At 40.8% G+C, this 22,692-nt stretch carries 33 protein-coding genes; 1 reads left to right on the forward strand and 32 read right to left on the reverse strand.

Annotated elements, in window-relative coordinates; translation table 11 throughout:
* Positions 1-162 precede the first annotated feature (162 nt).
* The 29 genes from rplQ to rpsJ form a co-directional block, all read right to left on the reverse strand.
* Positions 163-546, reverse strand: a complete 384-nt coding sequence (rplQ, locus tag MR181_RS02055) for a 50S ribosomal protein L17 (RefSeq protein WP_003716678.1) — start codon at positions 544-546, stop codon at positions 163-165.
* 34 nt (positions 547-580) lie between these two features.
* Positions 581-1,525, reverse strand: a complete 945-nt coding sequence (locus MR181_RS02060) for a DNA-directed RNA polymerase subunit alpha (protein WP_102168780.1) — start codon at positions 1,523-1,525, stop codon at positions 581-583.
* Positions 1,526-1,607: 82 nt separating this feature from the next.
* Complete coding sequence (gene rpsK / locus MR181_RS02065; RefSeq protein ID WP_003716676.1) at positions 1,608-1,997, reverse strand: 30S ribosomal protein S11; 390 nt, start codon at positions 1,995-1,997, stop codon at positions 1,608-1,610.
* A gap of 33 nt (positions 1,998-2,030) precedes the next feature.
* Positions 2,031-2,396, reverse strand: a complete 366-nt coding sequence (gene rpsM, locus MR181_RS02070) for a 30S ribosomal protein S13 (RefSeq protein ID WP_003716675.1) — start codon at positions 2,394-2,396, stop codon at positions 2,031-2,033.
* Positions 2,397-2,427: 31 nt separating this feature from the next.
* Entirely contained in the window at positions 2,428-2,547 is a 120-nt protein-coding gene (rpmJ, locus tag MR181_RS02075) for a 50S ribosomal protein L36 (protein ID WP_003714521.1), read from the reverse strand.
* A 35-nt stretch (positions 2,548-2,582) separates the two neighbouring features.
* The gene (gene infA / locus MR181_RS02080; protein ID WP_040530804.1) at positions 2,583-2,801 is read right to left on the reverse strand and encodes a translation initiation factor IF-1; all 219 of its coding nucleotides are present in this window, start codon (positions 2,799-2,801) and stop codon (positions 2,583-2,585) included.
* A gap of 129 nt (positions 2,802-2,930) precedes the next feature.
* Positions 2,931-3,581: an adenylate kinase gene (locus MR181_RS02085; RefSeq protein WP_277956480.1), complete on the reverse strand. Its 651-nt coding sequence runs from the start codon at positions 3,579-3,581 to the stop codon at positions 2,931-2,933.
* A gap of 5 nt (positions 3,582-3,586) precedes the next feature.
* Entirely contained in the window at positions 3,587-4,909 is a 1,323-nt protein-coding gene (gene secY / locus MR181_RS02090; RefSeq protein ID WP_242334313.1) for a preprotein translocase subunit SecY, read from the reverse strand.
* A complete protein-coding gene (gene rplO, locus MR181_RS02095; RefSeq protein ID WP_003716671.1) occupies positions 4,910-5,344 on the reverse strand; it encodes a 50S ribosomal protein L15 in 435 nt (144 codons plus the stop codon).
* 32 nt (positions 5,345-5,376) lie between these two features.
* Positions 5,377-5,559: a 50S ribosomal protein L30 gene (gene rpmD / locus MR181_RS02100; RefSeq protein WP_003716670.1), complete on the reverse strand. Its 183-nt coding sequence runs from the start codon at positions 5,557-5,559 to the stop codon at positions 5,377-5,379.
* 14 nt (positions 5,560-5,573) lie between these two features.
* Positions 5,574-6,083, reverse strand: coding sequence for a 30S ribosomal protein S5 (gene rpsE / locus MR181_RS02105; protein ID WP_003716669.1), 510 nt, complete (start codon positions 6,081-6,083; stop codon positions 5,574-5,576).
* Between the two features lie 22 nt (positions 6,084-6,105).
* Positions 6,106-6,462 (reverse strand): 50S ribosomal protein L18, encoded by a 357-nt coding sequence (gene rplR / locus MR181_RS02110; RefSeq protein WP_040530802.1) that lies wholly within the window; start codon positions 6,460-6,462, stop codon positions 6,106-6,108.
* 65 nt (positions 6,463-6,527) lie between these two features.
* Entirely contained in the window at positions 6,528-7,064 is a 537-nt protein-coding gene (gene rplF, locus MR181_RS02115) for a 50S ribosomal protein L6 (RefSeq protein ID WP_102168783.1), read from the reverse strand.
* Positions 7,065-7,093: 29 nt separating this feature from the next.
* Positions 7,094-7,492 (reverse strand): 30S ribosomal protein S8, encoded by a 399-nt coding sequence (gene rpsH / locus MR181_RS02120; protein ID WP_040530800.1) that lies wholly within the window; start codon positions 7,490-7,492, stop codon positions 7,094-7,096.
* 30 nt (positions 7,493-7,522) lie between these two features.
* A complete protein-coding gene (locus MR181_RS02125; RefSeq protein ID WP_003716665.1) occupies positions 7,523-7,708 on the reverse strand; it encodes a type Z 30S ribosomal protein S14 in 186 nt (61 codons plus the stop codon).
* A gap of 15 nt (positions 7,709-7,723) precedes the next feature.
* Entirely contained in the window at positions 7,724-8,266 is a 543-nt protein-coding gene (gene rplE, locus MR181_RS02130; RefSeq protein WP_003716664.1) for a 50S ribosomal protein L5, read from the reverse strand.
* Positions 8,267-8,296: 30 nt separating this feature from the next.
* Positions 8,297-8,605 (reverse strand): 50S ribosomal protein L24, encoded by a 309-nt coding sequence (gene rplX, locus MR181_RS02135; RefSeq protein WP_003716663.1) that lies wholly within the window; start codon positions 8,603-8,605, stop codon positions 8,297-8,299.
* A 33-nt stretch (positions 8,606-8,638) separates the two neighbouring features.
* Entirely contained in the window at positions 8,639-9,007 is a 369-nt protein-coding gene (gene rplN / locus MR181_RS02140; RefSeq protein WP_003716662.1) for a 50S ribosomal protein L14, read from the reverse strand.
* Between the two features lie 64 nt (positions 9,008-9,071).
* Positions 9,072-9,338, reverse strand: a complete 267-nt coding sequence (rpsQ, locus tag MR181_RS02145; RefSeq protein ID WP_003716661.1) for a 30S ribosomal protein S17 — start codon at positions 9,336-9,338, stop codon at positions 9,072-9,074.
* A 25-nt stretch (positions 9,339-9,363) separates the two neighbouring features.
* Positions 9,364-9,570 carry a 50S ribosomal protein L29 gene (rpmC, locus tag MR181_RS02150; protein WP_003716660.1) on the reverse strand — a complete coding sequence of 69 codons (207 nt, stop codon included), beginning with the start codon at positions 9,568-9,570 and terminating at the stop codon, positions 9,364-9,366.
* On the reverse strand, positions 9,560-9,994 hold the full coding sequence (rplP, locus tag MR181_RS02155) for a 50S ribosomal protein L16 (protein WP_003716659.1): 435 nt from the start codon (positions 9,992-9,994) through the stop codon (positions 9,560-9,562). Before rplP ends, rpmC begins: the two co-directional genes overlap by 11 nt.
* Positions 9,995-9,996: 2 nt before the next feature.
* The gene (rpsC, locus tag MR181_RS02160; protein WP_003716658.1) at positions 9,997-10,656 is read right to left on the reverse strand and encodes a 30S ribosomal protein S3; all 660 of its coding nucleotides are present in this window, start codon (positions 10,654-10,656) and stop codon (positions 9,997-9,999) included.
* 12 nt (positions 10,657-10,668) lie between these two features.
* The gene (gene rplV / locus MR181_RS02165) at positions 10,669-11,016 is read right to left on the reverse strand and encodes a 50S ribosomal protein L22 (RefSeq protein ID WP_003716657.1); all 348 of its coding nucleotides are present in this window, start codon (positions 11,014-11,016) and stop codon (positions 10,669-10,671) included.
* An 18-nt stretch (positions 11,017-11,034) separates the two neighbouring features.
* Positions 11,035-11,310: a 30S ribosomal protein S19 gene (gene rpsS / locus MR181_RS02170; RefSeq protein ID WP_003716656.1), complete on the reverse strand. Its 276-nt coding sequence runs from the start codon at positions 11,308-11,310 to the stop codon at positions 11,035-11,037.
* Positions 11,311-11,350: 40 nt separating this feature from the next.
* Entirely contained in the window at positions 11,351-12,196 is an 846-nt protein-coding gene (gene rplB / locus MR181_RS02175; RefSeq protein ID WP_102168784.1) for a 50S ribosomal protein L2, read from the reverse strand.
* A gap of 25 nt (positions 12,197-12,221) precedes the next feature.
* Positions 12,222-12,515, reverse strand: coding sequence for a 50S ribosomal protein L23 (gene rplW, locus MR181_RS02180; RefSeq protein ID WP_003716654.1), 294 nt, complete (start codon positions 12,513-12,515; stop codon positions 12,222-12,224).
* Positions 12,515-13,138: a 50S ribosomal protein L4 gene (rplD, locus tag MR181_RS02185; protein WP_242334316.1), complete on the reverse strand. Its 624-nt coding sequence runs from the start codon at positions 13,136-13,138 to the stop codon at positions 12,515-12,517. The genes rplW and rplD overlap by 1 nt, the downstream gene beginning before the upstream one ends.
* A gap of 22 nt (positions 13,139-13,160) precedes the next feature.
* The gene (rplC, locus tag MR181_RS02190) at positions 13,161-13,823 is read right to left on the reverse strand and encodes a 50S ribosomal protein L3 (protein WP_003716652.1); all 663 of its coding nucleotides are present in this window, start codon (positions 13,821-13,823) and stop codon (positions 13,161-13,163) included.
* A 38-nt stretch (positions 13,824-13,861) separates the two neighbouring features.
* On the reverse strand, positions 13,862-14,170 hold the full coding sequence (gene rpsJ, locus MR181_RS02195; RefSeq protein WP_242334319.1) for a 30S ribosomal protein S10: 309 nt from the start codon (positions 14,168-14,170) through the stop codon (positions 13,862-13,864).
* A gap of 344 nt (positions 14,171-14,514) precedes the next feature.
* On the opposite strand from rpsJ, the gene MR181_RS02200 reads away from it, so the two are divergent.
* Positions 14,515-17,406 (forward strand): YfhO family protein, encoded by a 2,892-nt coding sequence (locus tag MR181_RS02200; RefSeq protein WP_242334322.1) that lies wholly within the window; start codon positions 14,515-14,517, stop codon positions 17,404-17,406.
* Positions 17,407-17,645: 239 nt separating this feature from the next.
* Here MR181_RS02200 and MR181_RS02205 read toward each other — a convergent pair whose 3' ends face one another.
* From MR181_RS02205 to fusA, 3 genes are all read right to left on the reverse strand, one after another.
* On the reverse strand, positions 17,646-18,971 hold the full coding sequence (locus tag MR181_RS02205) for a uracil-xanthine permease family protein (protein WP_242334325.1): 1,326 nt from the start codon (positions 18,969-18,971) through the stop codon (positions 17,646-17,648).
* A gap of 12 nt (positions 18,972-18,983) precedes the next feature.
* Positions 18,984-20,324: a guanine deaminase gene (guaD, locus tag MR181_RS02210; protein ID WP_242334328.1), complete on the reverse strand. Its 1,341-nt coding sequence runs from the start codon at positions 20,322-20,324 to the stop codon at positions 18,984-18,986.
* A 155-nt stretch (positions 20,325-20,479) separates the two neighbouring features.
* Positions 20,480-22,564, reverse strand: coding sequence for an elongation factor G (gene fusA, locus MR181_RS02215; protein WP_102168790.1), 2,085 nt, complete (start codon positions 22,562-22,564; stop codon positions 20,480-20,482).
* Positions 22,565-22,692: the final 128 nt, after the last annotated feature.

Genomic DNA, 22,692 nt, shown 5'->3' on the forward strand with positions numbered 1-22,692 from the left:
GAGAAAGCAAAAGAATTTAAAAATAAAAAATCACTTACCAGAGAAGTGCACGGTTAATCCGCATTCAAGCTAGACTAGGGAATAATCCCACCATCGTAACGCTCTATACTTCAATGATAGTGATTCTTTATTACGTATTAATAAACTTTGATTAACGAAATGTTAGTCAACGAATTCTAAGATAACCATCTTAGCACCGTCACCACGACGAGGCATAGTCTTCAAAATCCGTGTGTAACCACCATTACGTTCAGCATACTTAGGTGCTAATTCTTCAAATAAGTTTTGAAGAGCAGATTGAATACGGATGTTGTCGCCATCTTCCTTAACATCAGCAACAACGTTCCGAACAAAAGCAGCTGCCTTACGACGTGAAGCTAAATCGCCACGCTTTGCAAGGGTAATCATTTGATCAGCAGTCTTACGAACTTCCTTAGCACGAGCTTCGGTAGTAGTAATCCGACCATTAACAATTAAATCAGTAGTTAAATCACGTAATAAAGCCTTACGTTGTGAACTTGTACGTCCTAATTTACGGTAACTCATGAAGTTGTCCCTCCTTTTCCATTGGTTTGATTAATTAATCATCTTGACGGAATGAAACGCCGAGATCGTTTAATTTCAACTTAATTTCTTCAAGTGACTTTTGGCCTAAGTTCCGTACCTTCATCATGTCAGCTTCGGTCCGATCAGTCAATTCCTTAACGGTATTGATTCCTGCACGCTTAAGACAGTTGTATGAGCGAACTGATAGATCCAACTCTTCAATTGTCATTTCAAGCATCTTTTCTTTATGGGTTTCTTCCTTTTCAACCATTACTTGTGCATTTTGAGCCTCTTCAGTAAGGTTAACAAACATTGCCAAGTGTTCAGTCAAAATCTTAGCACCCAAGCTAACAGCTTCGGTCGGTGTTAATGAACCATCAGTCCAAACATCTAAGGTTAGCTTATCGTAATCATTACGTTGACCAACCCGAGCATTTTCAACTGTGTAGTTAACACGTTCAATCGGGGTATAAATGGAGTCAATTGGTAATACACCAATTGCGAGATCATCCATTCGAGCTTTGTTATCATTTGCAGAAAAGTAACCACGACCCTTGTCAGCAGTCATCTTAATGTGCAGTTCGGCACCATCTGCAACGGTAGCAATGTATAAGTCAGGGTTAAGAACCTCAACTTCACCATCGCCTTGAATATCACCGGCGGTAACTTCAGCAGGACCTTTAACATCAATCTCAAGATCCTTTTGTTCTTCTGAATCCAGTTTTAGAGAAACTTTCTTCAGATTCAAAATGATTTGAGTTACATCTTCAGTAACACCTTCAACAGTACTGAATTCATGTAAAACACCATCAATTTGAATACTAGTGATGGCAGCACCAGGTAATGATGCCAGTAAAACTCGTCTTAATGAATTACCAAGTGTAGTTCCATAACCACGTTCGAGCGGTTCAACAACGAACTTACCGTAGCTATCAGTTTCTTCAACCTTGTGAATGTTTGGCTTTTCAAATTCGATCATTCTATCTCTGTACCCCTTTCAAACGCAGTTCGTATTTTAGACTAAAAGGCCATTGGTGGATTCGTAACTCCAGCAATGTCAATTAAACACGACGACGCTTTGGAGGACGAGAACCATTATGAGGAACTGGAGTCACATCACGAATAGCAGTGACTTCCAAACCAGTTGCTTGAAGAGCACGGATAGCTGATTCACGACCAGAACCTGGACCCTTAACTTCAACTTCAACAGTCTTCATGCCATGTTCCATAGCTTGCTTAGCTGCAGCTTCTGAAGCCATTTGAGCAGCGAAAGGAGTTGACTTCCGTGAACCCTTAAAGCCTAATACACCAGCTGATGACCAAGCAACAGCGTTACCTTGAACATCGGTAATCATGATCAAAGTGTTGTTAAATGTTGAGTGAATGTGTGCAACACCAGTTTCAACATTCTTTTTTGCACGACGCTTACGCGTACCTTTTTTGGTTGCCATATTAAGTACTAACCTCCTTTATATTAAAATAGATTACTTCTTCTTGTTAGCAATAGTAACTGCCTTACCCTTACGAGTACGTGCATTGTTCTTAGTGTGTTGACCACGAACTGGTAAACCACGGCGGTGACGCATTCCACGGTATGAACCAATTTCTTGGAGCCGCTTAATGTTCAAAGTAACTTCACGACGTAAGTCACCTTCTACTTGGTATTGATCAACTTGAGTACGGATTTGTTCTTCTTGTTCAGGAGTTAAATCACGAACACGAATATCTTCAGAAACACCAGCGTCCTTCAAAATCTTTTGAGCACGTGTGTTACCAATTCCGTAAATGTATGTTAAGCCGATTACGATTCGCTTGTCACGAGGTAAATCGACACCTGCGATACGAGCCATTTATTTACACCTCCATCCTTATTTAAATAAATTACTTACCTTGACGTTGCTTGTGCTTTGGATTAGCAGAGCAGATAACCATAACACGTCCGTGACGCTTTACGATCTTGCAGTGTTCACACATCCGCTTGACTGATGGTCTTACTTTCATTTTATTAATCCTCCTAGAGAGTTACTGTTTAATTACTACTTAAACCGGAAGGTAATCCGACCCTTGGTCAAATCATATGGTGACATTTCAACCTTAACACGGTCACCAGGTAAAATCTTAATGTAGTGCATCCGAATTTTACCAGAAACGTGTGCTAAAATTTCAGCACCATTTTCCAATTCAACTTTAAACATCGCATTAGGTAAGGTTTCAGTAATCTTACCTTCAACTTCAATCACATCGGCTTTTGCCACAATTGGTTCCTCCTTGCATAACCAAGAAATGACGTAAAAACGGTGGAAAACGACATCATTTCCCACTGTAAGCTATATAAACCTTACAAAGTTTAGCATAACTATGTAAACTTCGCAAGGTTTAACAGCTTAAAGGTTATCTAATACCTTTTTAACATCTTCATAAACCTTGTCAATGTCTTGTTGACCATCGATTGTGTACAAAACACCTTTCTTTTGGTAGTAGTCTACCAGTGGTGTATTTAACTTGATGTTAACATCTAACCGATTCTTTACGGTTTCAGGTTTATCATCATCACGTTGATAAAAATCATGATGACCACAAACATCACAAGTACCCTCAACCTTAGGTGGGTTGTATACTCGGTGATAAGTTGCACCACAATTACGACAGATAAATCGACCACTTAGTCGTTCTACCAATACATCTGGTTCGACGTGAATATTGATAACCGCATCTAGTTGTCGATTACTTTCAGCCAACATCTTATCCAATGCAGCTGCTTGGTTAAGATTACGTGGGAAGCCATCTAACATGAAGCCCTTTACTGTATCATCCTTTGAAAGACGTTCCTTAACAATACCATTGGTAACTTCATCAGGAACAAGTTCTCCCTTATCGATGTACTTCTTTGCTTCAATTCCCATTGGCGTTTCATTCTTAATTGCCGCCCGGAAAATATCTCCGGTAGAAATGTGAGGAATATCAAAATCCTCAACAATCCTTTGAGCTTGGGTACCCTTACCGGCACCAGGCAAACCCATTAAAACAAGATTCATTGTCATTATAATTCTCCTCCTTCTGGTCTTGGTCCACGAATAAATCCAATATATTCACGTTTCATTGTCAAACCAGTTAATTGACGGACAACGTCAAGAGCAATTTGAACAATAATCAGTAAGCTAGTACCACCTAATCCAATTGACTGACTTAGGTTCCATACATTGCTGGCTACTAATGGAATTAATGAAATCAATCCCAAGAAAAGTGAACCAACAGTACTTAATCGCATTAACAATGCTGAAATATATTGCTGAGTACCCTTTCCAGGACGAACTCCTGAAATATAACTCCCTTGTTTTTGCAAGTTTTCCGCAAGTTTTTCTGGATTGACTTGAACAAAGGCATAGAAGAAGGTAAATACAACAATTAAGAAAATATATAATGTAATTCCTGGCCCTGACTGCATGTTAAATATCGTAGATAACACTTGGTACCAGGTATCTCCACCATGATTTTGTTGGAATGCCATTAAGATCGTTTGCGGTGTAGAAATAAATGAACCAGCAAAAATAACCGGAATAACACCAGAAACGTTAATCTTTAATGGCAAGTAACTACTAGCAGGTGAAGTGGTAGTCCGTCGAGTATACTGAATTGGTAAGCGTCGTTCAGCCTGTTGTACCCAAGTAACAAATGCAACAATGATAATTAATGCAATTACTACTAAAGCAACAAAACCGATCCCCATCCAAAGTGCTGATCCAGATTCACCAGCAATTTGGTCTTGCCATAGTTGGTAAATACCACCTGGCATCTGAGCAACAATACCGGCAAAGATTAACATGGAAACTCCATTTCCTAATCCTCGCTCAGTAATCATATCACCCATCCAAGTTGCAAACATTGTTCCCGCAGTTAGAATTAATCCAATTGTCAAGTACGTTGTAACATTTGGGTGATTGACAAGCTTTATCGAGCTTAAGGCATTAAAACCCGCTGTAATCCCGATTGACTGAATAAATCCGAGAACAATTGTCAGCCATCGGGTTGCTTGATTCAACTTTCGTCGACCAACTTCACCTTGTTTACTCCATTCAACAAATCGTGGAACAATATCCATTTGTAGTAATTGGACAACAATTTGTGCAGTGATGTATGGAGAAACCCCCATCGCAAATAATGAGTAATTTTCTAGTCCACCACCACTAAAGGTATTAAGGATTGAAGCCAATCCAGTCGATGAAATTTCCTGCAAAGCAGCAGCATTAACACCAGGAACTGTGATCGCCGCCCCAATCCGGTAAACAATTAATACAAATAATGTAAAGAATATCTTTTTACGAATATCCTTAACCTTAAATGCATTTTTGACGGCTGTAAACAATTACATCACCTCAGTTTTACCGCCAGCAGCTTCGATAGCTGATACTGCTGAAGCAGAAAACTTATTAGCCTTAACAGTTAACTTCTTAGTAAGCTTACCGTTACCAAGAACCTTAACACCGCTCTTCAAGTTCTTAACAATGCCGCTTTCCATCAATAATTGTGGAGTAACTTCAGTACCATCTTCAAACCGATCTAAAGTACTTAAGTTAACAATAGCATATTCCTTACGGTTAATATTAGTGAAACCACGCTTTGGAATTTGCCGGTAGAGTGGCATTTGGCCCCCTTCAAAGCCTAAACGTGTCTTACCATGAGCCTTTTGACCCTTAGTACCACGTCCAGAAGTGAAACCATGACCTGATGAAAGACCACGACCCTTACGAAGACGCTTTGAACGAGAACCTGCAGCAGGTTTTAATTCGTTTAACTTCATTTAGTAGGCACCTCCTTATTATTTAGTTGTAATTACTTAACTTCTTCAATAGAAACTAAGTGAGCAATCTTAAAGATTTGGCCACGTGTTGCAGCGTTATCTGGTAAGATAACAGAACTGTTAATCTTACCAAGACCCAAAGCCTTAACAGTCCGGCGTTGAGTTGGCTGACGGTGGGCAACACTGTGGATTAAAGTAACTTTAACTTGAGCCATAATTAGTGCCCTCCTTATTCTGCTAAGTGGTCTACAGAAACGCCACGAAGTTTAGCAACTTCTTCAGCGCTCTTCAATTGCTTCAAACCTTCGAATGTTGCACGAACAACGTTAACAGGAGTGTTTGAACCAAGACGCTTTGAAGTAACATCGGCTACACCGGCAAGGTCCATAACGTTACGAACCGCACCACCGGCAGCAACCCCGGAACCTTCAACGGCTGGCTTCAACATAATCTTTCCACCACCGTATGTACCGATAACTTCGTGTGGAATAGTAGTACCAACGATAGGAACAGTGATCAGGTTCTTTTCAGCAGCAGCTTGAGCCTTACGAATAGCTTCAGGAACTTCTTGAGCCTTACCAGTACCAAAACCAACATGGCCCTTACGATCGCCGACAATTACTAAAGCGGCAAAACGCATCCGACGACCACCCTTAACAACCTTGGTAATCCGGTTGATGGCAACAACTTGATCGTCTAAGTCCAACTTTGCTGGATCAATGAATTCTGATGATGTCATTGCAGGTTATTCCTCCTTTTCCTTAGAATTTAAGTCCGTTTTCACGAGCAGCTTCAGCTAATGCTTGAACACGACCATGGTAAAGGTATCCACCACGATCAAAAACAACATTAGTGATGTTCTTAGCAGCAGCACGCTTGGCAATTAATTCACCAACACCACTAGCTTGTTCAGTCTTGCTCTTTCCACTAACTTCACTGTCAATTGTGGAGGCACTTGCGAGCGTCACACCCTTTACGTCATCAATTAATTGAGCGTAAATGTTTTTGTTTGAACGGTAAACACTTAAGCGTGGGCGCTCCGCAGTACCAGAAATCTTACCGCGAACGCGCATATGACGACGTTGACGGATCTTATTCTTATCTGGTTTAGAAATCACAACAGTCACCTCTTAATATAAAATTTAGTTTAATTTGTCGATAATAACTAGTTAGTAACCAAATATTACTTACCAGTCTTACCTTCCTTACGAATAATGTGTTCGTTTTCGTAACGAATACCCTTACCCTTGTATGGTTCAGGTGAACGAACGGCACGAACTAAAGCAGCAAAATCACCAAGGTGTTGCTTGTTGATTGAGCTTAATTCAATAGTAGTGTTGTCAGGAACCTTAATATCAACATCTTCAGGCTTGTCCATTTCAACTGGTTGTGAGTAACCAACAGTCAAAATAAGCTTGTTACCCTTAAATTGAGCACGGTAACCAACACCGACAAGCTTCAAGGTCTTACTAAATCCATTAACAACACCTTCAACCATGTTGTTGACGTTTGCACGGGTTGTTCCGTGAACCATCTTAACTTGGTTGCTATCTTCATCACGATCAAATTTTACAACGTTACCTTCAACGCTCATCTTGATCAATGGTGAAATTTCGCGACTTAAAGTACCCTTTGGTCCCTTTACAGTCACAACATTACCTTGTTGAGAAATTTCTACACCTTCTGGTAGATCAATTTCCTTGTAACCAATACGACTCATGCTTGCACCTCCTAACTTAATTTAATTAATTACCAAATGTAGGCGATAACTTCGCCACCAATTTTCTTGGCGCGAGCAACCTTGTCAGTCACAACACCTTCAGATGTTGAGATAATGGCAATCCCTAATCCGTTGAGAACCTTTGGCACTGCGTCAGCCTTAACGTATGTACGAAGACCAGGCTTAGAAATCCGCTTTAATCCGGAAATAACCCGTTGACCATCGTTACCATACTTTAAGAAGACACGAATGATGCCTTGCTTGTTATCGTCAACGTATTCAACATCGCGAATGAAACCTTCATTCTTTAAGATTTCAGCGATGTCCTTCTTCATCTTTGATGCAGGTGCTTCTACTGATTCGTGTTGAGCCATATTAGCGTTACGAATACGAGTTAAGAAATCTGCGATTGGATCACTCATAGACATCGATGTTTTCCTCCTTTGTCGGTGATTTGTTTACCAGCTAGCCTTCTTTAAACCAGGAATTTGTCCCTTGTGGGCAAGTTCTCGTAAGCAAAGCCGGCATAAGTGGAATTTACGGTAAACTGAGTGCGGACGTCCACAACGTGCACAACGTGTGTATTCACGACTTGAGAACTTAGCTGGACGGTTGCACTTAGCGATCATTGATTTTTTAGCCAATTTGTGGAACCTCCTTTATTTAGCGAACGGCATACCAAGTTGAGCCAATAATTCGTGTGATTCTTCATCAGTTTGTGCAGTTGTAACAATAACAACATCCAAACCACGAACACGGTTAACCTTATCAAAATCAATTTCAGGGAAGATTAATTGTTCACGAATACCTAAAGTGTAGTTACCACGGCCATCAAATGACTTGTTGCTTACACCATGGAAATCACGAACACGAGGTAATGAAACATTAATCAACTTATCCAAGAAATCATACATGCGTTCACCACGTAAAGTGACCTTAGCACCAATTGACATTCCTTCACGAAGACGGAAGCCGGCAATTGACTTCTTAGCCTTAGTGATTAAAGGCTTTTGTCCAGAAATCAATCCCAATTCTTCAACGGCTTCATCAAGGTTCTTTGAGTTGGTAGTAGCGTCACCAACACCCATGTTTAAGACAATCTTGTCAATCTTAGGTGCTTGCATGATTGATGAATAGTTAAACTTTTCAATCAATGCTGGACGGATTTCACTTTCGTACTTAGCTTTCAAACGATTTTCCATTGGAAGTTATTCCTCCTTTCGTAATTAATTTTAGTCGATAGTCTTGCCAGATTTCTTGGCAAAACGAACCTTCTTACCATCAACGAACTTGAAACCAACGCGGGTTGGTTCGTTAGTAGAAGGATCAATCAGCATAACATTTGAAGCACTGATAGCAGCTTCAGTATCAATAACTCCACCATTAGGGTTTGAGTTACTTGGCTTTTGGTGTTTCTTAACCATGTTAATGCCTTCAACGATCACACGGTTTGCAGAAGCAATGGTCTTTTTAACAGTACCTTCCTTGCCCTTGTCCTTACCGGCGATAACGCGAACTTTGTCACCTGTTTTAATGAACATGTTGATAGTGCACCTCCTTATTTTTGGGTAATCTTACAGAACTTCTGGAGCTAATGAAACGATCTTCATGAAGTCATCTCCACGAAGTTCACGAGCAATTGGGCCAAAAATACGGGTACCCTTAGGGCTCTTATCGTTGTTAATCAAAACAGCAGCGTTTTCATCAAACTTGATGTATGAACCATCCTTACGGTGTAGACCTTGCTTAGTCCGTACTACAACAGCCTTAACAACGTCACCCTTTTTGACAACGCCACCTGGTGTTGCCTGTTTTACAGTAGCAACAATAATATCACCAATGTTACCTGTTTTTACCCGGGAACCACCTAAGATCTTGATTACCAAGATTTCGCGGGCACCGGAGTTATCAGCGACCTTCAACCGACTTTCTTGTTGAATCACGGTTAATGTCCTCCTTCCATCTTTGAATAAGAATTAGAATACGAAATTTAGAGTTGTCTGCTAATTAAAGGGTAGCAGCCTTTTCGACAATCTTTACAAGACGGAAACGCTTCTTTGCAGATAATGGACGTGTTTCCATGATTTGTACAGTGTCGCCAGTCTTAGCTTCGTTGTTTTCGTCATGTGCGTAGTATTTCTTAGAATACTTAACACGCTTGCCGTAAATTGGGGCACTCTTGTAAGTATCAATCACAACAGTGATAGTCTTATCCATTTTATCGGAAACAACGCGGCCTTGATAAACCTTACGTGCATTACGTTCTTCACTCATGCGCTAATCCTCCTTTTCGTATTCTTTATTTATTTAATTCTTGTTGACGAAGAACTGTCTTAACCCGGGCAATGTCTTTGCGTACTTGCTTAAGACTTGCAGTGTTTTCCAATTGGCCGGTTGCTAATTGGAAACGTAAGTTAAATAATTGCTCCTTCAGTTCCTTTTCACGGTCAAGTAGCTTCTCAGTGGTTAATCCATTCAGTTCTTGTACGTAATCTTTACTTTTCATTAGATTGTCCACCTACTTCCTCACGTTTTACGATCTTAGTGCGAACTGGCAACTTGTGACCGGCAAGACGTAAAGCTTCACGAGCAGTTTCTTCAGATACACCTGCTACTTCGAACATTACCTTGCCACGCTTAACTGGGGCAACCCATCCTTCTGGGGCACCCTTACCATTACCCATCCGGACACCAACACCTTTGCTAGTGTAGGAAAGTTGAGGGAAGATCTTAATCCAAACCTTACCACCACGCTTCATGTAACGGGTAATAGCAATACGAGCAGCTTCAATTTGACGGTTACTAATCCAGTGGGAATCCAATGCTTGTAAACCAAACTCACCGAATGAAACAGTCTTACCACCCTTGGCTTCGCCACGCATGTGGCCACGTTGAACCTTACGGTGCTTAACTCGCTTAGGTACTAGCATGTTTACTTCCCTCCTTCTTCATCGTTATTCTTCTTGGTTGGCAAAACTTCACCACGGTAAATCCAGGTCTTTACACCAAGAACACCGTATGTAGTATTTGCTTCATCCCAAGAGTAATCAATGTCGGCACGTAAAGTGTGCAAAGGAACAGTTCCGTCTGAGTATGATTCAACCCGTGACATATCTGCACCATTCAAACGACCAGCAACTTGAGTTTTAATACCCTTAGCACCGGCACGCATTGCACGTTGCATAGCACCACGCATTGCACGACGGAATGCGATACGTGCTTCTAATTGACGAGCGATGCTTTCACCAACAAGGTGAGCATCCAAATCTGGCTTCTTAATTTCCACAATGTTAATGTGGACACGCTTGCCAGTTAACTTGTTTAATTCCTTACGAAGTGCTTCAACTTCTGAACCACCCTTACCAATAACCATACCAGGCTTGGCAGTATGAATTGAAACGTTTACGCGGTTAGCAGCACGTTCAATTTCAACGGTTGATACTGAGGCATCAGCAAGTCGCTTTTCAATGTACTTACGGATCCGAAGGTCTTCGTTTAAGTAGTTAGCAAAATCTTTTTCTGCATACCACTTAGCAGTCCAGTCGCGAATGACCCCAACACGAAAACCATTAGGATTGATCTTTTGACCCACTATTCATTCCTCCTATCGTTCTGTAACAACCACTGTAATATGACTAGTTCGCTTGTTAATTGGTGAAGCGGAACCCTTAGCACGTGGACGGAACCGCTTAAGGGTTGGTCCTTCATTTGCGAATGCTTCGCTAACTACAAGTGAAGCACGATCTAAGTCAAAATTGTTTTCAGCGTTTGCAACAGCAGAATTTAATACTTTTTCAACATCTGAAGCGGCACCACGAGGAGTGAACTTCAGAATAGCAAATGCTTCAGCAACGCTTTTACCGCGAATTGCGTCTAAAACAAGACGAACTTTACGTGCAGAAACACGAACCATCTTAGCAGTTGCCTTAGCGGATGTAATGTTTTCAGCCATGTCTATTGTTCACCCTCCTTACTTAGTTGCCTTGTCATCAGTAGCGTGACCATGGAAAGTCCGTGTTGGAACAAATTCACCAAGCTTATGACCAACCATATCTTCTTGTACGTAAACTGGCACGTGCTTACGACCATCATATACAGCAAAAGTATAACCGATAAAACTTGGGAAAATTGTTGAACGACGTGACCATGTCTTGATGACAGTCTTCTTATCAGAACCTTCTTGTTCCTTAACCTTCTTTAATAGAGAAGCGTCAGCGAAAGGTCCCTTCTTCAAACTACGACCCATTTAGTGTACCTCCTCTCGGGTATTTAAGCGATATTTAATCTTAACGAGTGTGTGGACCGCGCTTCCGACCACGAACAATAAACTTGTTTGAACGAGCTTTGTGTGAACGAGTCTTCTTACCAGCGGTCTTCTTACCCCATGGAGATAGAGGAGATGGTAAACCAACAGGTTGCTTACCTTCACCACCACCATGTGGGTGATCATTAGGGTTCATAACAGAACCACGAACATGTGGACGTTGACCAGCGTAACGAGTACGACCAGCTTTACCCTTAATCAGCAATGCATGTTCATCATTACCAACAGTACCGATAGTAGCACGGCAAGTTGCAAGAACCATCCGAACTTCACCAGATGATAAACGAACAAGTACATACTTTTCTTCCTTACCAAGTAATTGAGCAGAAGCACCAGCTGAACGAGCTAATTGACCACCCTTGCCTGGCTTTAATTCAATGTTGTGAATAACTGTACCAACTGGAATGTTCTTTAATGGAAGAGCATTACCAACCTTGATATCAGCATCTGGACCAGATTGAACGGTCATACCAACCTTAAGACCCTTTGGAGCCAAGATGTATGACTTAGTACCATCAGCATAACCAAGTAAAGCAATGTTTGCAGTCCGGTTTGGATCATATTCAATTGCCTTTACAGTTGCAGGTACATTATCCTTAATCCGCTTGAAGTCAATGATACGGTATTGACGCTTTACACCACCACCACGGTGACGAACAGTAATGTGACCGTAGCTGTTACGACCAGCCTTGTGCTTCAAAGGAGCCAATAATGACTTTTCTGGAGCTGACTTTGTAATTTCTGCAAAGTCATAACCGTTCATATTACGGCGACCGTTAGTAGTAGGTTTGTACTTACGAATTCCCACTATGTTTTCCTCCTTTTTTTAATGATTAGTTTTCGCTGTCATTAAACAGCTTAATTTCATTTGAGTCGGCAGATAAAGTAACAATAGCCTTACGACGACGCTTAGTGTAACCAACGTAACGGCCTTGACGCTTCTTCTTACCTTTCAAGTTCATGATATTTACCTTAACAACCTTAACACCAAAGATTTCTTCAACAGCATTCTTTACTTGTGTCTTAGTTGCTCGTAAATCAACATCGAATGTGTAACGCTTGTCGTCCATACCGGCCATTGATGCTTCGGTAACTACTGGACGTAAGATAACTTCGCGTGCTTCCATTATGCGAGCACCTCCTCTACTTGAGAAAGAGCTGACTTAGTGATGACAATCTTTTGACTGTCAACAACACTTAAGATGTTAACACCAGCTGGTGTAACAACAGTGGCATTTGCCAAGTTGCGAGCAGACAAAGCAGCGTTCTTGTCATCATCAGTAACAACAACCAGTACCTTTTCGGCAACCTTAAGGTTATTCATAACTCCTGCAAATTCCTTAGTCTTTGGTGCATCAAAGTTTAATGCATCAACAACAACTAAAGCGTTGTCGAGAACCTTTTGAGAAAGGGCAGACTTAATAGCAAGTTGACGAACCTTGCGAGGAAGGCTGTACTTGTAAGAACGTGGAGTTGGGCCGAAGACAATACCACCACCACGGAATTGTGGTGAACGGATTGAACCTTGACGAGCACGACCAGTACCCTTTTGACGCCATGGCTTCTTACCACCACCGCTAACAGCTGAACGGTTCTTTACGGCATGAGTACCTTGACGCATTGAAGCACGTTGACGAAGAATGGCTTCAAATTCAGCATTTTCATTTGGTTCAACACCGAAAATATCAGCATTCAAATCGATAGTACCGTTTTGGCTACCATCTTGCTTGTACAAATTAACGCTAGTCATTATTAACTTCCTCCTTTCTTAATTATTTGTTGTGTTGCTTGCTCAGGCTCTTCTTAGTGTTAGCCTTCACAGAATTCTTAATAGTAACGTATGACTTGTTAGCACCAGGAACGTTACCCTTAATTAAAAGAACATTGTTATCAAGATCAACCTTAACAACTTCAAGGTGTTGCATAGTGACAGTCTTGCCACCCATACGACCTGGTAACTTCATTCCCTTGAAGACACGATTAATGATTGGTCCTAATGAACCTGGACGACGGTGATAACGAGAACCGTGTGACATTGGTCCACGTGATTGGTTGTCCTTGTGAATGTTACCTTGGTAACCATGACCCTTTGTAACACCCGTAACGTCGACAGTTTCACCTTCATTGAAGACATCAGCCTTAACTTCGTCTCCAACCTTGATGTCATCCCCTAATTCAGCGTCACGGATTTCACCGATGAAGCGCTTAGGGGTCGTGTTTGCTTTTGCTGCATGACCTTGTTCAGGCTTGTTACTCAAGATTTCACGCTTGTCATCAAAACCAAGTTGAACGGCATTGTAACCATCGTTTTCAACAGTCTTGATTTGCATAACAACGTTTGGTGTTACGTCAATAACAGTAACTGGTACCAATTCACCGTTGTCAGTAAAAACTTGAGTCATCCCAACCTTTTTACCTAAGATTCCTTTGGCCATGAGTACACCTCCTAAAATAATTTAATTTAAAAATATAATTACAACTTAATTTCGATATCAACACCACTTGGAAGATCAAGCTTCATAAGTGAATCAACAGTCTTTGGTGTTGGATCAATGATATCAATCAAACGCTTGTGAGTGCGCATTTCAAATTGTTCCCGAGACTTCTTAAACTTGTGTGGTGAACGGAGAACAGTGTAAATTGTCCGTTCAGTTGGTAACGGGATAGGACCTGAAATTTGAGCACCTGTACGCTTTGCAGTTTCAACAATCTTATCTGCTGATTGATCAAGGATACGGTGTTCATAAGCCTTTAACCGAATACGAATCTTTTGTTTTGCCATTATATTCCCTCCTTCGTCAGATTTAAAATTTGACTAGCTCCGCGGAAATTACCGCCACATCCTGTGGCAAAGCGGCCGGGTGTGTCGCAACCTTCCGCATCATCGCTTCGCAGCTTAATTTCGTTTGGGGGTATACAAAATATACCTCTTGAACTCAAGCACCTATCCATCATACTAAAGAATGATTGTTATATCAACCTTTTTGAGAAATTAATTTCACTTTTTTCTTTACAAGTTGATTGCAGCCACGAAATTTTTCTGCAATATTTTTTAGTTTTTGTCGTGTTCGTTCTAACAAATGCTAAAATATGATCATTGCACATTTATTTATCAAGGAGTTACTTATGGAGTTTTCGTTTAAGAAAAAAAACGTTACTAAATTATATCTTGAATACACAGTTCTCTTTTTATTCCTTGCCCTGTGTATTTTTGGAACCTACTTAGTAACTGGTCATAGCATTATCTGGAGTAAGGATGCTCTGAATCAGCACCTTCCTCTCTTAGCCCAGTATCGACAAGCAGTAGTTAACTTTCTCCATCATCCGGGAAAACTTAATTTTTGGTCTTGGCAGCTTGGATTGGGATCAGATACTTTTCAAGTCTTTTCCTATTATAATATTGGAGATATATTTTCCTACTTGGCACTCCTCTTTCCTGCGCGTGAAATCACTCGAGCTTATCAGTTCATCAGCATTATTCGAATGTACTGCGTTGGCTTGTCCTTCGTTTACTTTGCACAGCACTTCAAATTTAAGAACACAACCATTCTCGCAGGAACGACTGCTTATCTAGTAAATTCTTTCCTATTATATGCTTGCGTTGCCCAGCCGTTTTTTACAACCCCCTTTATTCTTTTTCCATTAATTGTGGTTCAAATCGAACGAATTTTACAGGGTGGCTCTGCATGGCCATTAACTGGAGCTTTCTCATGGATGCTCATTAGTAACTATTATCTGGCATTTATTCTCGGAATTGGTTCATTAATTTATCTTATTCTCCGTGTTACGACTAAGTACCTAAGGACCCTTAATTATCTCCAAGTATTTATTAAATTAGCTTTTGCTACTATCACAAGCTTACTTTTATCAGCCATTATGTGGATTCCAGAACTGATTGCTGTTAGCCATTCAACTCGACTCGGAGCACAATTTGCTAATGGCTTGAAGGTCTATCCGCTATACTACTACCTCTTTTTACCAAAGCAATTAATCAACGGTGATCAATGGTCCTTTATGTTTTGGAGCGCTTTAGGAATTGTCTCCATTGGTTTCATTGCCCTTGTCTATGTTTATATCAACGCTAAAAAGTACCCATTAATTACAATTAGCCTTGGCCTTGCCTTTATTATGCTTCTCATTCCTGCTGTTGGTGCAGTTTTTAATGGAATGATGGCTGCCTCGAATCGCTGGACCCTCTTAATCTATCTTCCTTTGGCAATGGCTATTTGCCTGTTAGTCGAAAATGCCCCTTCGCTCACCCGTCATTCGCTAAAAATTATTTCCACCGCAACAGGAATTTATGTAATGATTCTCCTTGTTACGTTTCTCTTTGAAAACGAAAATGATATTGTCATCCCCCTCCTCTTTCTCATAACCTCACTTCTCCTTCTCTGGCTAATTGACTTCCATCGGCTTAATCCTCCCCAGCTTTGGCTTTTTGGAATTATCGTTCTTAATGCAGGCTTCAATGCAATCTACGCATCGTTCCCGTTTAACGGTGATTTTAGTACTAAGATGCTTAACCGAGGACAGTACCAGCAAATGATGGCGATGCGTTATGGAGGTCTTGACAAAGGCTTGACTCGTACCCCTACTTACCGGGTGTCCACAATCAGCCAAAATCAAATTATTGATGTCCCAACTATTGATAACGATCTTACTTCCGGGCTTCATAATATTGATTCATATTATTCATTGCAAAACCAATATTTAGGTAATTTTAGTACAAGCTTGCAAAATAACCAGTACCAAGCAAACGTTCCCCTTCGTCAAGTCGATGATCGAACAGTTCTTAATAACTTTTTGGGTGTTAAGTACCTGTTTGTCCAAAGTGATAGTGAAAATGCAACCAAGATTCCTGCTGGCTATTTCCTGGATCAATCATCTACGCCGATTATTAATTACGATTCTGGTCAACCGAGCGATATCAAAGATAAAAAAGACTTTATTCCTACGCAAACAAACCGTTATAAGTCAAACAATGCTTTCCCACTAATTTACTGGCAAGATAGTTATATTAGTCAAAAACGTTATCAAGAGCTATCCCCTACCGAGAAAGAACGAGCATTAGCAAGCGGGGTAGTGGTTAACCACGAAAACGTTACTAAGGGAATGAAAGTCGCAAATCTTAATAACCACGTCTATAAATTAAAGAGCAATTTAATATCAAACCGGTTGAACAAAGTTAATCCTCAAAACTTAAAATACACGGATAGCGAGGAAAAATACCGAATTGAGCTTCCTCAGTTAACAAACTCTGCTTTTAGACGAAAACTTCGTGGTTCTGAACTTCATATTGAGTTTAGTCAAATTAAGTTCACCCCATTTTCAATGAAGGAACAACTCAAATATGAGCAGGAGCACCTTCAACAGATGGCAACTAATCCTGGTAGTAGTATTAATCATAAATATAACCAGTATCGCTATTGGCGCTACCATGTTCTTAACGGTTCACCTGATATTAGCTTTAAAATTAACATTGGTAGTCGCTTTGGCACTGCAACAATTAGTCAACCAAAGCAAAGTACCCTCTCATTCTTTAAGCAGGTTAAAAATTCGACATTAAACATTGGTTACTATACCGGCAGCCTCCCAGATCATCTTTCATTTCAACCAACAAAACTTGGTACTTATCAATTAAAGTACCAGGTAGTTGCTGAGAAGCTTGATGATCATTACGAGAACCAGGTGGCAAGAATTAAGAACCACGGTTTACGCAATCTCAAGTTTAATCGAAATCAGATTCAAGGCACGATCAGCACTAGCAGAAAAGGAATTCTTACCTCCTCAATTCCTTATTCGAGCGGTTGGCAGGCTACTGTAAACGGTAAAGCCGTTAAGACGGTTAGAACCAACCAAGCATTTCTAGGAATTCCGCTTTCAGCCGGAACACACCGGATAAAGTTCACTTATCAATTACCCGGCTTCCGTCCTGGCTTAATCATAAGCATCGTTGGTTTAATCTGGACACTTGTAGCTGCTTTGATCTCACTAATTATGTTTAACCGTCAAAAGTAAAATAACTAAAAAAAACGAGACTGGAAAAAACAAATTTTTCCAGTCTCTTACTATTACCAATAATTTTCAAAACTACTAAGTCTAATCGCGGGAATCCATATAGACTCACTCCGTTTTGTAACCTGAGTCTTCGCGTCTAACGCAGCGAAGCAAGCCTATTCGGCTACGAACGACTCTCATTCATCATTCTAGGTTAGCCCACCAGGCTCTTAAATTAGGTTAATTTACAGCTTCGTCTTTTAAATTTTAGCTCGCTTGGGCATTATAAGATTAAGAACAATTGCTGTAATTGCTGCCATTGCAACCGGTGAACCAAGAAGGTATTGGATCATTTGTGGTGCACCATGAACAATCTTTTGCGGAATTAATACTAACGCAATTGTAATTACAATTGGTAAGCCGATGATGTAGAGGTCGCTTTCCCGTACTTTCAAGTTTCGGATAACATTTAACCCATTTAACATAATCGTTACAGTAATGATAGCGAAAACCCCACCGATTACGGGAGCTGGAATGGCTGCAAGGAAGGCTGAAAGCTTCGTACAGAACCCTAAAATAATGAACCATACTCCAGCAGCGACAAACACAATCTTACTGGCAACACCAGTGATTGAAATAATTCCAGCGTTCGTGGAGTATCCCGTAACAGGTGTTGTCCCGGTAATCGTAGCAATTAAACAACTAAGGCCTTCACCAATAATTCCCCGGTTCCATTGCTTATCAGTAATTTCATGATTTGTTACGGCACCCATTGCAAACCAAGTTCCGGTAGTTTCAGTAGTTAAAATTGCATAAATAATAATGAAAGTAAAAATTGCAGTCATATCAAAGTGAATTCCCCAGTGAAAAATTGTTCGTTGAGGAAGACTAAACCAAGGAGCTGCCGCAACTGATGAAGCATCAAAGCGTCCCATTGAAGCACTAATTGCTGTTCCCACTAGCAAAGCAATTACAATTGAACCGGTCTTAAATAACTTTTGAACCTTAGGAAAACGAATACTGATTGCCACACAAATAATTAAGATGGCAGCAGTAATTCCCGCTAATTCCATGTTTTGGTAAACATCCCCTTTAGCCTCAAAAATATTATCATTCAATGCTGAAGGGATTAGTGATAAACCAACACAAGTAATAATTGTTCCACCAACAACAGCCGGAACTAAACGGTTAATAATTTTTTGAAAGAAACCACTAAGCCCTAGCAGGATTAATAGAATTGCCCCGACAAGCAATGCCCCCATTAATGTTGACATTCCACCACCATGGAGGCCACCACTAGCAAGAACAACTCCAGCTGCCGCAGTTAAGGGAACAAATGATGGTCCTTGAGAAACAGGCATTTTCATAAAGTAAGCCGTTTGTAAGATTGTACCAATCCCACACGCTAAAAACGTTGCTTGAAGTAATCCTGTGGAATCAGCCGCCCCCATTGCCAATAGTCCACCAAGAATAATTGGCGGAACATAGACGTCCATTGCCAAAACATGTTGTAAACCAAGTAATACCGCTTCTCCGGTTGGAACCTTTTCATCAGGTCCAATCAATAATTGTGCCTTTTCGTCCATTAAGATATCCTCCTACTCTCTTTCATAAACCTTTTTACCAGCAACATAAACACTTTGAATATCTTGTTGTTCGGTTTGATACATTAATCGCTGAAAAATATCGGCGCTTGATAATTTCATTAATGTTTGGTGATCATTAACAATCTGAAAGTCAGCTTGAAAGCCTGGAGCAATTTTCCCAGTCTTTAATTGAAGAGCCTTAGCACCACCAACAGTCGCCAAGTAAAATGCATTTGCCATTGTTATTCGTGAATCCTTAACGCCACGAACCGTCGCCGGTAGAGAATTATCAACCCCATCCGTAAGCATCTGTGATGATTTAATTGCCTGCCGGATATTATGGTAAAGACTTGGCGAATAGCCTCCTGAAATATCGCTCCCTAACCCAATGCTATTTCCATGAGCTAATAATTTTCTAACTGGTAAAACCCCATTCCCAAAATAAACATTTGAAATTGGGCAATGTGCAATCGTAGTCTCTCTTTGACGAAGGAGCGTTAAGTCGTCTTCAGTTAGCTGAGTTCCATGAGCCATTACTGATTTTTTCGTTAAAAGATGGAAATGATCCATTACAGCCGTGTCATGGATACCAAACCGCTTAATTGCGTATCCATGCTCCCAATCGCTCTCACTTAAATGCGACTGGACCGGTAAATCATACTGCCTAGCAAGCTGACTTAGGCCCGTTAATGCTTCGTCGGTACAACTCGGTACAAACCGTGGTGTAATAACCGGAACCACCGTTAATGAAGTCTTCTTAGCTAATGCAAATATCTTTTTAATAAATTGCTCCGTTGCGTGGAGAGCGGTTGTTGACGATTGATTTCGGTAATATTTCGGTGTCTGCTCTGGATTATCCATTACAACCTGACCAACAAATGCACGTAATCCCTGCATAATAGATTGTCGGGCTAACTCAACGTTCGCATCATTATGAATCGTCCCAAACATCATTGCAGTAGTAGTGCCATGACTAAGCAGTTGATGAACAAAGTCTTGATAAACATAACGAGCATAGTGAGAATCGGCAAACTTAGCTTCCAACGGAAAAGTATAGTGATTCAACCAATCAGTCAATGGTAAGTCAAGTGCTAATCCCGCTTGAGGCCATTGTGGAGCATGGACATGAAGATCAATGAACCCTGGCAACAAGTATTGGTTAGCCTTTAGTTCTATTAGCCTCTCCTCTTGTCGGGCATCATTTAGTATTTGAGAATACTCATCATTAGTTGGTGATAATGTTCGGGTTATGGTTCCGCAACGATCAATACAAATTAAATGATCTTCATGGGATTCTACTTCATTCATATTTTTAGAAGTAAAGTAGGTGCCGTGAATAACGAGGTTCTCCATCAAATTATTTCCTTTCAATAAATTGGTATCATTAGATTAACACGAACTATTTTAAATGTAAACACTTAATAATTCGTTTTTATTCAAAGAATAAGAAAAGGGCTTGAAGACTAATTCGTCTTCAAGCCCTTTCTAAGGCTAATTGACAATAATGATTAGTTATTGCCGCTTTCCTTAATGATCTTTTCTTGAACTGCCTTAGGAACAGCTGAGTAGTGATCGAAAGTCATAGTGAAGGTACCACGACCCTGGGTAGCAGAACGAAGGGCAGTAGCATAGCCGAACATTTCTGAAAGTGGAACAAATGAGTGGATTTGTTGAGCGTTACCACGTTCTTCCATACCATCAATGGTACCACGACGAGCAGTAACTTGACCCATAACGTCACCCATGTTTTCTTCAGGAACAACGATATCAACCTTCATAATAGGTTCAAGGATAACTGGATCTGCTTTCTTAGCAGCGTTCTTCAATGCAAGTGATGCAGCAACCTTGAAGGCGGCTTCACTAGAGTCGACTTCGTGGTAACTACCATCGTAAAGCTTAGCGTGCATATCAACAAGTGGGTAACCTGCTAATACACCGTTTTGCATAGCTTCCTTCAAACCTTGTTCAACGGCAGGAATGAATTCACGAGGAACAACACCACCAACGATGGCATCTTCGAATTCAAAGCCCTTACCTTCTTCAAGTGGTGTAAATTCGATCCATACATCACCGTATTGACCTTTACCACCAGATTGACGAACGAACTTACCTTGTGCAGATACCTTCTTAGTAAATGCTTCACGGTAAGAAACTTGTGGCTTACCAACAGTAACTTCGGCGTGGAATTCACGACGAAGACGTTCAACAATGATGTCCAAGTGAAGTTCACCCATTCCGGCGATCAAAGTTTCACCAGTTTCTGGGTTGGTTTCAGCCTTAAAGGTTGGATCCTCTTCAGCCAACTTTTGGAGACCCTTGTCCATCTTATCTTGGTCAGCCTTAGACTTAGGTTCAACAGAAACTTGAATAACTGGGTCAGGGAAGTCCATTGATTCAAGTTGAAGTGGGTGATCAGGATCTGTCAATGAATCACCAGTAGTGGTGTTCTTCAAACCAATAGCAGCGGCAATATCACCAGAGAATACTTCTGGAATTTCGTGTTGTTGGTTAGAGTGCATTTGAAGCAAACGACCAATCCGTTCACGCTTATCCTTAGTTGCGTTAAGAACGTATGAACCAGATTGAAGTGAACCAGTGTAAACCCGTAAGAATGTCAAACGACCAACGAATGGGTCTGTAGCAATCTTAAATGCCAAAGCAGCGAATGGCTTGTTATCACCGGCAGTCAATTCAACTTCATTACCATCAGCATCGTGAGCAACAAATGGCTTAACATCAAGTGGTGATGGTAAGTAATCAATAACAGCATCAAGCATCATTTGGATACCCTTATCCTTGTAAGCTGAACCAGCTAATACAGGGAAGAGTTTTTGTTCCAAAGTACCCTTACGAATAGCAGCCTTAATTTCGTCAACGGAAATTTCGTCACCTTCAAGGTACTTTTCCATGATGTTGTCATCAATGTCAGCTAGAGTTTCGATCAAGGCATCGTGACGCTTTTGTGCTTCTTCCTTCATGTCATCAGGAATATCAACAGTGTCCCAGTTAGTACCAAGCTTATCTTCGTCATAAACATAAGCAACCATCTTAACTAGGTCAACAACACCGGAGAAAGTATCTTCGGCACCAATTGGCATTTGGATTGGCAATGGAGTAACGTTCAACCGGTCCTTAATAGTTTGAACTGAGTAATCAAAGTTAGCACCAACTTTGTCCATCTTGTTAGCAAACACAATCCGTGGAACGTTAAAGTCATCAGCTTGACGCCAAACAGTTTCGGTTTGTGGTTCAACACCGGCTTGGGCATCAAGAACAGTTACGGCACCATCAAGAACCCGAAGTGCACGTTCAACTTCGACAGTGAAGTCCACGTGTCCTGGGGTATCAATAATGTTAATCCGGTAATCCTTCCAAACGGCAGTAGTGGCTGCGGAAGTGATAGTGATACCACGTTCCTTTTCTTCATCCATCCAGTCCATTTGTGAAGCACCATCGTGGGTTTCACCAATCTTGTGAATCTTACCAGTGTAGTAAAGAATCCGTTCAGTGGCAGTCGTCTTACCGGCATCGATGTGGGCCATGATACCGATGTTACGAGTCTTGTCAAGAGGGTATTCACGTTTGTTAGCCATCTTAAAAGTGTATCTCCTTCCAGAATATGGTTATTTCAAAAAATTAAACTTTATTTAGAAAAAGGGATGACGGTTATTCAAATAATCTACGTCACCCCTATATTGTAACTGGTTAGACAACCGGTTTC

It is taken from the genome of Limosilactobacillus urinaemulieris (genome assembly GCF_932750685.1).
Taxonomy (GTDB): Bacteria; Bacillota; Bacilli; order Lactobacillales; family Lactobacillaceae; genus Limosilactobacillus; species Limosilactobacillus urinaemulieris.

Bases quoted from the DNA above. Each gene is read 5' to 3' on its own strand.
- MR181_RS02205 (WP_242334325.1), bottom strand. From the start codon at position 18,971: ATGGACGAAAAGGCACAATTATTGATTGGACCTGATGAAAAGGTTCCA.
- rpmJ (WP_003714521.1), bottom strand. From the start codon at position 2,547: ATGAAAGTAAGACCATCAGTCAAGCGGATGTGTGAACACTGCAAGATC.
- rpsH (WP_040530800.1), bottom strand. From the start codon at position 7,492: ATGTCTATGAGTGATCCAATCGCAGATTTCTTAACTCGTATTCGTAAC.
- rplC (WP_003716652.1), bottom strand. From the start codon at position 13,823: ATGGCCAAAGGAATCTTAGGTAAAAAGGTTGGGATGACTCAAGTTTTT.
- rpsJ (WP_242334319.1), bottom strand. From the start codon at position 14,170: ATGGCAAAACAAAAGATTCGTATTCGGTTAAAGGCTTATGAACACCGT.
- rplE (WP_003716664.1), bottom strand. From the start codon at position 8,266: ATGGAAAATCGTTTGAAAGCTAAGTACGAAAGTGAAATCCGTCCAGCA.
- rplW (WP_003716654.1), bottom strand. From the start codon at position 12,515: ATGGAAGCACGCGAAGTTATCTTACGTCCAGTAGTTACCGAAGCATCA.
- rpsQ (WP_003716661.1), bottom strand. From the start codon at position 9,338: ATGAGTGAAGAACGTAATGCACGTAAGGTTTATCAAGGCCGCGTTGTT.
- rpsE (WP_003716669.1), bottom strand. From the start codon at position 6,083: ATGACATCATCAGAATTCATTGATCCAGCAAAGTTGGACTTAGACGAT.
- rplD (WP_242334316.1), bottom strand. From the start codon at position 13,138: ATGACTAGCGTTAATTTGTACAAGCAAGATGGTAGCCAAAACGGTACT.
- rpmD (WP_003716670.1), bottom strand. From the start codon at position 5,559: ATGGCTCAAGTTAAAGTTACTTTAATCCACAGTGTTGCCCACCGTCAG.
- rplP (WP_003716659.1), bottom strand. From the start codon at position 9,994: ATGCTAGTACCTAAGCGAGTTAAGCACCGTAAGGTTCAACGTGGCCAC.
- rpsM (WP_003716675.1), bottom strand. From the start codon at position 2,396: ATGGCTCGTATCGCAGGTGTCGATTTACCTCGTGACAAGCGAATCGTA.
- rplQ (WP_003716678.1), bottom strand. From the start codon at position 546: ATGAGTTACCGTAAATTAGGACGTACAAGTTCACAACGTAAGGCTTTA.
- rpsK (WP_003716676.1), bottom strand. From the start codon at position 1,997: ATGGCAACCAAAAAAGGTACGCGTAAGCGTCGTGCAAAAAAGAATGTT.
- MR181_RS02200 (WP_242334322.1), top strand. From the start codon at position 14,515: ATGGAGTTTTCGTTTAAGAAAAAAAACGTTACTAAATTATATCTTGAA.
- rplF (WP_102168783.1), bottom strand. From the start codon at position 7,064: ATGAGTCGTATTGGTTACAAGGAAATTGATCTACCAGAAGGTGTAGAA.
- guaD (WP_242334328.1), bottom strand. From the start codon at position 20,324: ATGGAGAACCTCGTTATTCACGGCACCTACTTTACTTCTAAAAATATG.
- fusA (WP_102168790.1), bottom strand. From the start codon at position 22,564: ATGGCTAACAAACGTGAATACCCTCTTGACAAGACTCGTAACATCGGT.
- MR181_RS02060 (WP_102168780.1), bottom strand. From the start codon at position 1,525: ATGATCGAATTTGAAAAGCCAAACATTCACAAGGTTGAAGAAACTGAT.
- rplV (WP_003716657.1), bottom strand. From the start codon at position 11,016: ATGGCTGAAAACATTACATCCGCTAAGGCAACTGCTAAGATGGTTCGT.
- rplO (WP_003716671.1), bottom strand. From the start codon at position 5,344: ATGAAGTTAAACGAATTAAAACCTGCTGCAGGTTCTCGTTCAAAGCGT.
- MR181_RS02085 (WP_277956480.1), bottom strand. From the start codon at position 3,581: ATGAATCTTGTTTTAATGGGTTTGCCTGGTGCCGGTAAGGGTACCCAA.
- rplX (WP_003716663.1), bottom strand. From the start codon at position 8,605: ATGTTCATTAAAACAGGTGACAAAGTTCGCGTTATCGCCGGTAAGGAC.
- rpmC (WP_003716660.1), bottom strand. From the start codon at position 9,570: ATGAAAAGTAAAGATTACGTACAAGAACTGAATGGATTAACCACTGAG.
- rpsS (WP_003716656.1), bottom strand. From the start codon at position 11,310: ATGGGTCGTAGTTTGAAGAAGGGACCTTTCGCTGACGCTTCTCTATTA.